Genomic DNA, 12,905 nt, shown 5'->3' with positions numbered 1-12,905 from the left:
GGTGCGGCTATTCGTATGAGGCGGTTTAGGTTTAGGTAACCGGGATCATCACCACGTCGCGGAACACGGGGCGCTCGGTTAGCTGCTGATACCAGCGTTCCAAGTGGGGGCGCGGTTGCCAGGTGAGGCCGATGTTCCATAGGTTATAAACGAAGGGCGCAACGGCAATGTCGCCCAGGCCAAACGCTTCGCCAGAGAACCATGCCTGGTTGGCGAGTGCGTTATCCAGCAGTTCAAACAGCTTTTCGCAGGCTTGCATGCCTGCTTCAATGGCGGCGTTATCGCGCTGCGCTTCGGGCGTTCTCACATAGCCCATTAAAATTACTCGGTGCGCAGGGGAAAGCGTACTGTTGGCCCAGTCCATCCATTTTTCTGCCTGGGCGCGCTTGGCAGGCTGCTCAATCCACAAATTGCCTTGGCCATACTGCGCGGCCAGGTAGCGGATGATGGTGTTGGATTCCCACAATAGGCTGTCGGTGGCGTCGTCCTTGAGTAACGGCACCAACCCATTAGGATTCATGGCCTGGTATTCGGGTGTGTTGTTGACCCCGAACTGGAGCCCCGCCTGAATTTGTTCAAACGGCACTTCCAGCTCGTTAAGCACCCAGCGCACTTTTTTAACATTGGTAGAGTTATCGCGGCCCCAAAGCGTAATCATAATGTTCCTTATTGGTTGGTTTTTTAAGAGTTTACCTGATCACGCCATGAGATAAAGGTAGCTTGGGTGTGAGGAGGCTTCGCCGCCCTTTCGCGCCGGGCCGCCGCTGCGGGTGCCGCATTTGTTCGTTCCTCACAAGATGCGTTACCGCGCGCTACAACACCTTACCCCTCACCCCTCACCCCTCACCCTCTTTATCCTGATAGAACTGTATCAGGCTTGAGAAGTCGAGCTGGCCGTTGCCGTTTGCCTTATGCTGAGTAAACAGCGTGCGGGCGGCGGACCCCATCGGCACGGGGGAGGCGCTTTGCTGGCTGATATCCATGGCAAGGCCCAAGTCTTTCATCATCAGGTCCACCAGGAACCCGCCCTGATACGCGTTGGCAGCGGGCACATCCTCCATTACGCCTGGGTAGGGGTTGTAAACATTGAGCACCCAGTTGCCGCCGGAGCTTTTTCGCATAATGTCAGAAAGCACCGCAGGGTCGAGGCCATTTTTGACGCCCATGTTGATCGCTTCGCAGGTACCCGCCATCAACACCGAAAGCAGCATGTTGTTACACGCCTTGGCCACTTGCCCTGCCCCATGGTCGCCCGCGTGGAAAATGTTTCTGCCCATTACGCCTAGCACAGGCATCACTTTTTCAAACTGGGCCTTTGACCCGCCGACAATAAACGTCAGCGTACCCGCCAGCGCACCGCTCACCCCACCCGATACCGGAGCATCGACAAAGTCGATCCCGCGCTGTTCGCCAATGGCCGCGACACTACGCGCCGTGTCGGCATCAATGGTGGAGCAGTCAATCACCAAAGCGCCTGGTTTGATCACCTCGAACAACGCCTCATCGCCATCAACGTAAAGCGCCTTCACGTGCTTGCCTGCAGGCAACATGGAGATAACAAAGTCAGCCTCGGCAGCCGCTTCACGTGCCGAGCCTACCACTTCACAGCCGTGATCTTTAGCAGCTTCAAGCGCTTGTTCAGAAAGGTCATACGCACGCACGGTATAACCCTCTTTCGCCAGGTTAGCCGCCATCGGGCCGCCCATATTGCCTAAACCAATAAATGCCACAGTAGCCATAACGATTGTCCTTATTGTTAATAACAAACAGTTAATAAAAGCAGCTAATAACAAACGGCGAGTAACGAGCTGCTGGTAATAACCATTGATCATGAAATGTTGGCAGTGTCCGTTTTAGCACCCCGGCGGTACGGCTTATTTACTTCAGGTCCGCGAGTGGGCTATCGGGCCACGGTGATGCTAACAGCGCATCCATAAAGTGATCTTCCACTTCCCCTACCGCTGAATACGTCCAGCCTGGCAAACCATCTTTATCCACCAGTAATGCGCGTACGCCTTCTGGAAACTCCCGATGGCGACAGCACTGCACGGAAAGCGCCAGCTCTGCCTGGAACACCTCGGCAAGCGACATGTGCCGGGCACGCGTTAGCTGCTCATGGATAAGCCGAATGGAGACCGGACTACCATGCGCCAGCGTCTTTTGTGCTTTGCTGAACCATTTATCCTCACTTTCTACCGCCAGTACGGCGGCCACCCTTTGCTCGACGGTATCGTGGTCCATCAGCTCGCGAATTAATGGCGCGAAGTGTCGTATGGGGGTTTCCAGCGCGGCAAACTCTGCTTTAGAGGCTTGCTCAAGCTCGCGCAGCGCTTGATTGACCACGCCATGGGCATCGGTCTTCTCACCGCTTCCCCAAGTGGCACTGGTCAGTTGCTGAAGCAATTCTTCCCGTCGATGGCTGGCAATGCCACGGTCGGCAAGGCCCAGGTAAAGAGCATCTGATGCATTGATCTGCGCGCCGGTCATGGCCAGAAAACGCCCCATGCCGTTCGGCAGACGGTTTAAAAACCAGCTGGCACCCACATCCGGATACAGGCCAATCGTCACTTCCGGCATGGCCAGCCGGGAGGTTTCAGTCACCACACGATGACTACTGGCGCTGAGCAGGCCCATACCGCCGCCCATTACAATGCCGCTGCCCCAGCAAATAATTGGTTTGCGGTAAGTGTGTAGCCGGTAATCCAGGCGGTACTCTCTTTCAAAAAAGCGCTCGGGAAAGCTCGGGTCAGCTTCCCCGTTAATCGCTTTATACAGCGTGACCACATCACCACCGGCGCAAAAGGCTTTTTCACCAGCGCTATCCAACAGTATGGCAACAACCCGCTCGTCCGCCTCCCAGGCATCCACCTGCGGCAGAATGGCGTCGATCATGTCCAGCGTTAACGCGTTGAGCGAACGCTCAGCATTAAGCTTGATTTCAACCACCGTGTGGCCATCCTGGGTGGCGTGTTCGGTAAACAGTACGCTACTCATTCAGCATCCTTACGTATCGGCTCAAATGGCGACCGCGATCATGTCGGCAACCCTGTTTTTTTACAGCTCAGCGGCACCTTCGGCGAGTACCCGGCGCGAAATGATCAGGCGCATGATTTCATTGGTGCCTTCCAGAATGCGGTGTACGCGGGTATCGCGCACATAGCGTTCCATGGGGTACTCCTTAATGTAGCCATTGCCGCCATAAAGCTGTAGCGCCTCATCGCATACTTTAAAGCCTACATCGGTGGCAAAGCGCTTGGCCATGGCGCAGTAGGTGGTAGCGTCAGCATGACCGGCATCCAGTTTGGCAGCGGCCATTCTTACCAGTTGGCGGGCGGCGACCAGCTCGGTGACCATATCCGCTAGGCGAAACTGTAGCGCTTGAAAATCCGCTAAACGCTTGCCGAACTGCTGGCGTTCCAGCAGGTAATCACGCGCGTTATTGAGCGCCTGCTGGGCGGTGCCAATAGAACAGGTGGCGATATTGATTCGTCCGCCGTCCAGCCCCTTCATGGCGATTTTAAAGCCGTCGCCTTCGTTGCCCAGCAGATGATTCGCGGGTACGCGCACGTCTTCAAAGGTAATCATTCGGGTGGGCTGGCTGTTCCAACCCATCTTGTCTTCCTTGCGCCCATAGCTGATGCCTTCGGTCTTGGCATCCACGGCAAATGCCGAGACTCCACCCGCACCCTCGCTACCGGTACGTGCCATCACTACCAGAAAATCAGTGCTGCCCGCGCCGGAAATAAATATTTTGCTGCCGTTGAGCACATACACATCGCCCTCACGCCTGGCCGAGGTTTTAAGCGAGGCCGCATCGGAGCCCGCATTGGGTTCTGTTAAACAGTACGACCCCAGCAGCTCGCCAGTCGCAAGCTTTGCGCCCCACTGCTTAACCACCTCTGGCTGGCCGAAGTCCGCGAGCATCCAGGTCACCATGTTATGGATGGTGAGATACGCCGTGGTGGAGGTACAGCCCATTGAAAGCTGCTCGAAGATAATGCTGGCATCCAGCCGTGAGAGACCAAGCCCTCCGACGCTTTCCGGCGCGTAAAGCGAACAGAAGCCCAGCTCACCGGCCTTACGAATAACATCTACGGGAAAAATAGCTTCGGCGTCCCATTGTGCAGCATGGGGCTCAAGCTCATTTTGGGCGAAGGCTCGCGCCATATCGGCAAAGGCTACCTGGTCTTCACTCAACTCAAAGTTCATGGCCAATCTCCGCTAATGTGCGCACACATTAGATGTTGTCGTTGTAATTGACGTTTACGTTAACTTATCGCCTAAGCCAGTGCTGCGCAACCATTTGGCGCCCACGACCTTCGGTGTAGAGTGGCGCGTTTACATGTACAAAAAAGGCACCTCAAGGGCGCCCTATTCAAAGGCCTGCTCAACCAAAACAGCGCGGCTTTACACCGCCTGAAGTTACTTGAAGTTTTTACGATACATATTGCTAAGCGCCCCCACGATACCGCTTCGAAAGCTTAGTACGCAGACCACAAAGATCAGCCCCAGCAACACGCTCACCCAGTTACCCAGCGGCGACTGGGACAGAATATGCTGCAAGCTGACAACCAGCCCGGCGCCCATGACCGGCCCCAGCAATGTGCCCACCCCGCCTAACAGCGTCATCAGGATGACCTCGCCCGACATATGCCAGTGAGCATCGGTAAGGGACGCCAACTGGAACACCACAGTTTTGGTTGAACCGGCAAGCCCCGCCAACGCCGCAGAGATAACAAATGCCACCAGCTTATAGGCATCCACGTTGTAACCCAGCGAAATGGCCCGCGGCTCGTTCTCACGAATGGCTTTAAGTACTTGGCCAAACGGAGAATGCACGGTGCGCTGGATAAGCGCATACCCAAACAGAAAAACCGCAAACACGAAGTAGTACATCGTCAGGTTATTGCTCAGGCTAATAAACCCAAACAGATAGCCCCGCGGCACGCCGTGCAGGCCATCTTCCCCACCGGTAAACGGTGCCTGGATAAACACAAAGAACATCAGTTGCGCCAGCGCCAGCGTCACCATGGCAAAGTAGATGCCCTGGCGGCGAATAGATAACACGCCGAACAGCACGCCTAGCAGTGTTGCCACTAGCGTACCGGCAATAATTCCAAGCTCAGGAGTAAGCCCCGGGTAGCTTGCCAGCAAATACCCCGTTACATAGCCACCGGTTGCCAAAAACGCCGCATGGCCAAACGACAGCAATCCTGCGTAACCCAGTAGCAGGTTGAAGGCGCAGGCAAACAGCGCAAAGCAGAGTATTTTCATCAAGAAAACGGGGTAAGCCAAAAACGGCGCCACCAATCCCACCACTATCAGTGCAATATAGAAGAGCGTGCGACGCTGGCTGGCCCGGCGCTGGCGTTTTGCCACCACGGAAGGCGCTTTCAAGGTGTGTGATTCGGTCATAGCTATGCCTCCTTCCCAAACAGCCCAGCTGGGCGCAACATGAGCACTAAAATCATCACCAGGAAAATCACCGTGTTGGCAGCTTCCGGATAGTAGACCTTGGTTAACCCTTCAATAATGCCCATCCCCAGCCCGGTGAGAATAGCGCCTAGAATCGACCCCATCCCACCGATAACGACCACGGCAAACACCACAATCAAAAGACTTGACCCCATGGTCGGCGAAACCGGATAAAGCGGTGCCGCCAATACCCCGGCAAATGCCGCCAGCCCTACGCCAAAGCCATAGGTAAGAGTGATCAACAGCGGCACATTGACGCCGAATGCCTGCATCAGCTGCGAGTTCTCGGTACCCGCGCGCAAGTAGGCGCCTAGCCGAGTGCGCTCGATCATAAACCAGGTAAACAGGCACATGCTGAGCGCGGCCACCAAGACCCATGCTCGGTATGTGGGCAGGAACATAAAGCCCAGATCCAACCCTCCCTGGAGTATCTCAGGCGTCGCATAGCGGGCACCTGACACGCCAAAGAAGTTAACCAGCGTGCCCTCAAAAATAAGCGCCAGCCCGAAGGTTAATAAAAGCCCGTATAGGTGATCCAAATGGGCAATACGGCGTAGTAGAAAACGTTCTACCAGCATGCCTAGCCCACCAATCACCAGCGGCACCAGAATCAGCGCCAGCCAGTAGTTAATCCCCAGATAGCGAAACCCCAAAAGGGCCGTAAATGCGCCCAGCATGTACTGGGCACCATGCGCAAAGTTGACGATTTTTAAAAGGCCAAAAATGACGGCAAGCCCCAGGCTTAACAGTGCGTAAAACGCACCGTTGACCAGCCCCAGGGTAAGCTGCCCCATGAACACCGCCATGGGCACACCGAATATCATCGTCATAGCACGAATCTCCTCGCCGCTTAAGCCGCCTTACCCGGCGACCAAGCGGTAACGCTTAATAATGACCAAGTCGGGGCTTAGTTCTGTACCAGTTTGCACTGGCTTTCAGACAGCGGGCGGTAGGCTTCTTCGGCAGGAATGGTGCTGAGGATTTCGTAAAGATCCCACTCACCGGTGGACTCTTCCGGGGTTTTCACCTGCGCCAGGTACATATCGTGCACCATGCGACCATCTTCGCGGATGCGACCGTTACGGGCGAAGAAGTCATTGATGGGCGCTTCAGCCATCTGGGCACGCACGGTTTCAGGGTCATCGGTACCCGCCGCTTCCACCGCTTTCAGGTAATGCATGGTGCTCGAATAGATACCCGCCTGCACCATGGTGGGCATGCGGCCAACTTCTTCAAAGTAGCGCTCAGACCACTCGCGAGCCTGGTCGTCCATATCCCAGTACCAGCCGGTGGTTAACAGCAGGCTTTGGGTGGCTTCAAGGCCCAGCGCATGCACGTCATTCAAAAATATCAGCAGGCCCGCCAGCTGTTGGCCGCTTTGCGTCAAACCAAACTGGCTGGCGGTGGTAATCGCGTTAACCGTATCTGCGCCGGCATTGGCCAGGCCGACAATTTTGGCGCCAGAACCCTGAGCCTGGAGAATATACGAGGAGAAATCGTTGGTAGGGAATGGATGACGAACACCGTCCACAATTTCACCGCCGTTGGCTTCCACTACACTGGTGACATCCGCTTCCAGCGCATGGCCGAACGCATAATCAGCGGTGAGCAAGAACCAGCTGTCGCCGCCCTGTTCAACGACCGCTTTCGCGGTACCGTTGGCCAGCGGGTAGGTATCGTAAACCCAGTGGATATGGTTGGGCGTGCAGTGTTCGTTGGTAACGCTTGAGGCGGCGGAACCCGACACAAGGCCCAGGCTATTGTTCTCTTCGAGCACTTTGGTAACGGCAATAGTGACGGAGGATGCCACCAGACCCGCCACCATATCCACGTTGCGCTGGTCGATCCATTCACGCACCGTATTGGCACCGACGTCTGCGCTGTTACGGTCGTCGGCGCTGAATACCACAATGGGCGAGCCATTAACACTGCCGCCGAAGTCTTCAATCGCCATCTCAAGCGCCGCTAAGCCACCGGGGCCGGCCAGGTCGCGGTAGGTCCCCGACATATCGGCCAAGTAGCCAATCCGTACTTCGCCGTCACTGATCTCGGCCTGCGCTGTCGCTATTGCCATACTGGAGGCAGCTGCTACGGCAATGCTGGCAGCCAATGTTTTTTTCATCAACGTCATGTTCGTCTCCTGGCCCTTCGGCCTTTGTTGTTGTGTTGCGACGTAACCTGGTTATACCCCTAACATCGAATTGAGATGCTCCCGCCGCGCGGGCAACTGTGCCGCGCTAATCTCTTCTACAATCTGGCCGTGATCCATCACAAAGTGGCGGTCGGCAAGCGGTGCGGCAAAGCGGAAGTTCTGTTCTACCAGCACAATGGTCATTCCCTGGGCCTTGAGCAGCACCAACACCTCGCCAAGTTTTTGCACAATGACCGGTGCCAGCCCTTCGGTAATTTCATCCAGCAGCAAAAGGCGTGCGCCGGTACGTAAAATGCGCGCCATGGCCAGCATCTGCTGCTCGCCGCCGGAAAGCCGCGTTCCCTGACTTTTGCGCCGTTCATACAAGTTGGGAAACATGGCATAAATATCGTCCAGGCTCATGCCGCCCGAGCTGACCGTGGGCGGCAGCAGTAGGTTTTCATGAACATCCAGGCTTGAGAAAATCCCCCGCTCCTCAGGGCAATAGCCAATACCCAGGCGAGGAATATGGTGTGGCTTCATCGCCAGCGTTTCCTGGCCATTAATGACGATAGAGCCAGTCCGCCGCCCTACCATGTTCATAATGGCCTTGAGTGTGGTGCTTCGCCCGGCGCCGTTGCGGCCTAACAGGGTGACAAGCTCGCCCTGCTTTACGTCAACATTCACCCCGTGAAGAATGTGCGATTCGCCATAAAAGGCGTGTAGGTCTTTTATCCTAAGTATCTCGCGTGACTGCGCGTGGGTGCTGGGCGTGGCGGCTTGCGTATCAACGGTTGCGGCATCGGCAATACTCATGCGCTGGCCCTCTCTTGTTCAGCGGCGTCACTGCCCATATACGCCTCACGCACCAGTGGATTACGCGACACGCTTTGATAATCGCCTTCGGCAAGTACAGCGCCTCGAGCAAGCACCGTGATTTGATCGCACAGGCGGCTCACCACGCTCAGGTTGTGCTCGACCATCAGGACCGTCCGCCCTTTGGAAACGCGTTTGATCAGCGCCACGATGCGGTCAACGTCTTCAGCGCCCATGCCCTGGGTTGGCTCATCCAGCAGCATCATCACAGGGTCTAGCGCCAGCGTCGTCGCGACTTCCAGCGCCCGTTTGCGCCCGTAGGGCATCTCCACCGTTAACGTGTCGGCATACTCGCGCAGCCCCACTTCTTCAAGCAGTGCCAAGGCACGCTCGTTAAGGTGATCCAGGGATTTTTCCGATTTCCAGAAATGAAAGGATGTGCCGAGCTGGCGCTGAAGCGCAACGCGTACGTTCTCAAGCGCCGTCATATGGGCAAACACCGCAGAAATCTGAAATGAACGCACTAAACCCAGCCGGGCAATCTGGTTGGATTTAAGCGCGGTAATCGGTTTACCGCGATACAGAATCTCGCCCCGCGTTGGCGGAAGAAACTTGGTGAGTAAGTTAAATACGGTGGTCTTACCGGCACCGTTAGGCCCGATTAGGGCATGAATATGGCCTTCCTGAACGCTGAGATTAACGTTATCCACCGCCGTAAAGCCACGGAACGCTTTTGTCAGCCCTCGCGTTTCGAGAACTGGCGCTTGGGAAGTGCTTGTTGTCGAAGTACTGTTTGCGGAAGTACTGTCTGCACTCATAGAGCAATAAGCCTCTTGTTGTTCTTATGCTGAGCGATTCTCGTGCTGACGTTTCACCAGCTCCTTACCGCTTTAATGAGGTAGGTTCGTTATTATTGTTAGCTGGCAATGCATCTTTACCTATACGTAAGGTTTAAGTGCAAACTAGCAATCTCTAGCAGGCAATTACAATTACAACTTTGGTCTACAAAAAATAACGTTAGATGCTAATGAAACAATAAACGATTATTTTACATAGAGTTATAACATGTTATTAAACTATTGACCTAGGCAATGACTTCTTTACGTTAACGTAAACTTGTTTTAGCCTCATCAGCAGTGTTCCATAGGAACAGCCCCTTTTGAAGAGAATTAAACCCATGAGCAAAACCTACTCGATCAGCGAACTGGCCAGCGAGTTTGACGTCACCACCCGTAGCATTCGGTTTTACGAAGATCAGGAACTGCTTCACCCGGCACGACGGGGCCAAACACGCATTTACAGCAGTAAGGATCGAGTACGGCTTAAATTGACCCTACGGGGCAAACGGCTGGGGCTTTCACTAGCGGAGATCCGAGAATTATTTGAGCTTTGGGATGAGACCCGCAGCGGTAGTGAAAAACAGCTGCAGCTTATGTTGAACAAGATCGGCGAGCGCCGGGCAGCGCTTGAACAGCAGATGAAAGATATCACCATGGTACAGCTGGAGCTTGAAAGTGCCGAGATTCGCTGCCGTCAGGCGCTTGAGGAGTTACACGAAAAACAAGCCGATGAAGAACGCAATCAGGCTTCATCGTCTACTTAAGATTTAGTGGCGCCTCATTACCTACCCAACAATCTTTTCAATAAACGGTTTCTAATCAACAATTTCTAATAAACAGGTGATTGACCATGCATTCTCTCTACTCAGAACTGAATTTCGGTCTTGATGACGAAATGAACATGCTGCGCGAGCAGGTCAATGCCTTCGCCGCCAACGAAATTGCCCCACGCGCTGCGGAAATCGACCGCAATAATGAATTCCCCAACGACTTATGGAAGAAGTTTGGCGACATGGGCCTTTTAGGCATCACTGTGTCTGAAGAGGATGGCGGCAGCGGTATGGGCTACCTTGCCCACTGCATCGCCATGGAAGAGATCTCCCGGGCGAGCGCCTCTGTCGCGCTGTCTTACGGTGCGCACTCCAATCTGTGTGTGAACCAGATCAAGCGCAACGCCTCCGCCGAACAGAAGGCCAAGTATCTGCCCAAATTGATCAGCGGCGAGCACGTCGGCGCGCTTGCCATGTCCGAACCCGGCGCTGGCTCCGATGTAGTCTCCATGCAGCTGCGGGCTAAAAAAGTCGGCGACAAATACATTTTAAACGGCAACAAAATGTGGATCACCAACGGCCCCGATGCCGATGTGCTGGTGGTCTACGCCAAGACGGATCCAGACGCTGGCTCCAAAGGTATTACCACTTTCTTGATCGAAAAAGGCATGCCGGGGTTCTCCACGGCGCAGAAGCTCGACAAGCTGGGCATGCGCGGCTCCAACACCTGCGAGTTGGTGTTTCAGGATTGCGAGGTCCCCGCTGAAAACGTGCTGGGTGAAGAAGGCAAAGGTGTGCGCGTACTGATGAGCGGGCTGGACTACGAGCGCACCGTGCTGGCTGCCGGGCCGGTCGGCATTATGCAGGCCGCCATGGATGTCGTGATGCCTTATATCCATGAGCGCAAACAGTTTAATCAGTCGATTGGCGAGTTCCAGCTGGTGCAAGGCAAAGTGGCGGATATGTACACCACGCTGAATGCCTGCCGCGCCTACCTGTATGCCGTCGCGGCCGCGTGTGATCGCGACCAGACCTCGCGCAAGGATGCCGCTGGCGTCATCCTCTACTGCGCCGAAAAAGCCACTCAGGTAGCGCTGGATTCCATTCAACTGTTAGGCGGTAACGGCTATATCAACGAATACCCCACCGGCCGCCTGCTGCGGGACGCGAAGCTGTATGAAATCGGCGCGGGCACCAGTGAAATTCGGCGGATGTTGATTGGCCGCGAACTCTTCACCGAAAGCCAGTAGAGGCGCGCCATGAGCATTCTCAGCACTCAGATTAATCCGCGTAGCGAGCTCTTCCAGACCAATGAGCAGTCAATGCGCGGCGTGGTTACCCAGCTACATGAACTCACCGCCGCCGTTGCCCAGGGCGGCGGCACCAAATCGCGTGAGCGTCATGAGAGCCGTGGCAAGCTGTTTGTGCGTGACCGCATCGATCACCTGATCGACGAAGGCTCGCCCTTTTTAGAATTTTCAGCGCTTGCCGCTCACAAGGTGTATGAAAGCGATGTACCGGCCGCCGGTGTGGTGACCGGCATTGGGCGCGTATCAGGCGTTGAATGCGTGATTGTGGCCAACGATGCCACGGTAAAAGGCGGCACCTACTTTCCGCTGACGGTCAAAAAGCATATTCGCGCCCAGGAAATCGCCCGTAAGCATCGCCTGCCGTGTATTTATCTGGTCGATTCCGGCGGTGCCTTTCTACCCCGTCAGGATGAAGTCTTCCCTGACCGCGACCACTTCGGGCGCATTTTCTATAACCAGGCCATCCTATCGGCCGAAGGCATCCCGCAAATTGCCGTGGTGATGGGTTCCTGCACGGCAGGCGGTGCGTATGTGCCCGCCATGGCCGACGAATCGATCATCGTTAAAGAGCAAGGCACCATCTTTCTGGGCGGCCCGCCGCTCGTCAAAGCAGCCACCGGTGAAAGCATCAGTGCCGAGGCGTTGGGCGGCGCTGATGTGCATGCCAAAGTCAGTGGTGTGGCAGACCATTATGCCGAAAACGATATGCATGCCCTGCAGCTTGCCCGCGCCTGTATCTCGCGTCTGAACTGGCAAAAGCGCGGCAAGCTTGCCATGCAGGCACCCGAGCCGCCCAAGCTCGACCCATTGGAGCTTTACGGCATTGTGGGCACCGACCTTAAAAAGCCCTTTGATGTTCGCGAAGTTATCGGGCGCATCGTCGACAGCTCTGATTTTGATGAATTCAAACGCTACTACGGCGACACCTTAGTCACCGGGTTTGCGCATATTCATGGCCATCCGGTGGGCATTGTGGCCAATAACGGCGTGCTGTTTTCAGAGAGTGCCGTCAAAGGCGCCCACTTTATTGAGCTGTGCGCCCAGCGCAAGATTCCGCTGGTCTTCCTGCAAAACATCACCGGCTTTATGGTGGGTTCCAGGTACGAGCATGAAGGTATCGCCAAGCACGGCGCCAAGCTGGTCACCGCCGTGGCGTGCGCTAAGGTGCCCAAGTTCACCGTGCTGATTGGCGGAAGCTTCGGGGCGGGCAACTACGGTATGTGCGGCCGCGCTTTTGACCCTAACCTGCTATTCATGTGGCCCAATGCGCGTATTTCCGTCATGGGTGGCGAGCAGGCCGCTGGTGTACTGGCCCAGGTTAAGCGCGAGCAGTATGAGCGCGAAGGCAGCGAATGGACTGCCGATGACGAAGAGGCGTTCAAGCAGCCCACCCGCGAACAATATGAGCACCAGGGCCACCCTTACTACGCCAGTGCCCGGCTATGGGATGACGGCGTGATCGACCCGCTACAAACCCGTGATGTGCTGGGTTTAGCGCTGGCCGCGGCCATGAATGCTGAGATTGAAGAGACACGCTTCGGCGTGTTCCGGATGTAAGGGGCCT

General features: G+C 55.6%; 12 protein-coding genes. 3 read left to right on the top strand and 9 right to left on the bottom strand.

What is annotated here, in order from left to right; all coding sequences use genetic code 11:
- Positions 1-31 precede the first annotated feature (31 nt).
- The 9 genes from INT20_RS01640 to INT20_RS01600 form a co-directional block, all read right to left on the bottom strand.
- Complete coding sequence (locus INT20_RS01640) at positions 32-658, bottom strand: glutathione S-transferase family protein (RefSeq protein ID WP_172116438.1); 627 nt, start codon at positions 656-658, stop codon at positions 32-34.
- Between the two features lie 178 nt (positions 659-836).
- The gene (mmsB, locus tag INT20_RS01635) at positions 837-1,739 is read right to left on the bottom strand and encodes a 3-hydroxyisobutyrate dehydrogenase (protein ID WP_193056316.1); all 903 of its coding nucleotides are present in this window, start codon (positions 1,737-1,739) and stop codon (positions 837-839) included.
- Positions 1,740-1,878: 139 nt separating this feature from the next.
- Positions 1,879-2,994 (bottom strand): enoyl-CoA hydratase/isomerase family protein, encoded by a 1,116-nt coding sequence (locus INT20_RS01630; protein ID WP_193054118.1) that lies wholly within the window; start codon positions 2,992-2,994, stop codon positions 1,879-1,881.
- A 60-nt stretch (positions 2,995-3,054) separates the two neighbouring features.
- Entirely contained in the window at positions 3,055-4,209 is a 1,155-nt protein-coding gene (locus tag INT20_RS01625; protein ID WP_193054117.1) for an acyl-CoA dehydrogenase family protein, read from the bottom strand.
- Positions 4,210-4,422: 213 nt separating this feature from the next.
- Positions 4,423-5,415, bottom strand: a complete 993-nt coding sequence (locus tag INT20_RS01620; RefSeq protein ID WP_193054116.1) for a branched-chain amino acid ABC transporter permease — start codon at positions 5,413-5,415, stop codon at positions 4,423-4,425.
- Positions 5,416-5,417: 2 nt separating this feature from the next.
- Positions 5,418-6,305 carry a branched-chain amino acid ABC transporter permease gene (locus INT20_RS01615; RefSeq protein WP_172116433.1) on the bottom strand — a complete coding sequence of 296 codons (888 nt, stop codon included), beginning with the start codon at positions 6,303-6,305 and terminating at the stop codon, positions 5,418-5,420.
- Between the two features lie 77 nt (positions 6,306-6,382).
- Positions 6,383-7,606 carry an ABC transporter substrate-binding protein gene (locus tag INT20_RS01610; protein ID WP_172116432.1) on the bottom strand — a complete coding sequence of 408 codons (1,224 nt, stop codon included), beginning with the start codon at positions 7,604-7,606 and terminating at the stop codon, positions 6,383-6,385.
- A 51-nt stretch (positions 7,607-7,657) separates the two neighbouring features.
- The gene (locus INT20_RS01605; RefSeq protein WP_226911986.1) at positions 7,658-8,422 is read right to left on the bottom strand and encodes an ABC transporter ATP-binding protein; all 765 of its coding nucleotides are present in this window, start codon (positions 8,420-8,422) and stop codon (positions 7,658-7,660) included.
- The gene (locus INT20_RS01600; RefSeq protein ID WP_172116431.1) at positions 8,419-9,240 is read right to left on the bottom strand and encodes an ABC transporter ATP-binding protein; all 822 of its coding nucleotides are present in this window, start codon (positions 9,238-9,240) and stop codon (positions 8,419-8,421) included. Before INT20_RS01600 ends, INT20_RS01605 begins: the two co-directional genes overlap by 4 nt.
- A gap of 359 nt (positions 9,241-9,599) precedes the next feature.
- Between INT20_RS01600 and INT20_RS01595 the strand changes: the two genes are divergently transcribed.
- The 3 genes from INT20_RS01595 to INT20_RS01585 all read left to right on the top strand — a co-directional run bounded on the left by INT20_RS01595 (position 9,600) and on the right by INT20_RS01585 (position 12,898).
- Complete coding sequence (locus INT20_RS01595) at positions 9,600-10,025, top strand: MerR family transcriptional regulator (protein WP_172116430.1); 426 nt, start codon at positions 9,600-9,602, stop codon at positions 10,023-10,025.
- Positions 10,026-10,111: 86 nt separating this feature from the next.
- Complete coding sequence (locus INT20_RS01590) at positions 10,112-11,281, top strand: isovaleryl-CoA dehydrogenase (RefSeq protein ID WP_193054115.1); 1,170 nt, start codon at positions 10,112-10,114, stop codon at positions 11,279-11,281.
- A gap of 9 nt (positions 11,282-11,290) precedes the next feature.
- Positions 11,291-12,898 (top strand): carboxyl transferase domain-containing protein, encoded by a 1,608-nt coding sequence (locus INT20_RS01585; protein WP_193054114.1) that lies wholly within the window; start codon positions 11,291-11,293, stop codon positions 12,896-12,898.
- The last annotated feature ends 7 nt before the right edge of the window (positions 12,899-12,905 follow it).

The sequence above is a fragment of the Halomonas citrativorans genome, assembly GCF_014898005.1.
GTDB lineage: Bacteria > Pseudomonadota > Gammaproteobacteria > Pseudomonadales > Halomonadaceae > Vreelandella > Vreelandella citrativorans.
This window is presented reverse-complemented; position numbering and strand designations above follow the sequence as displayed.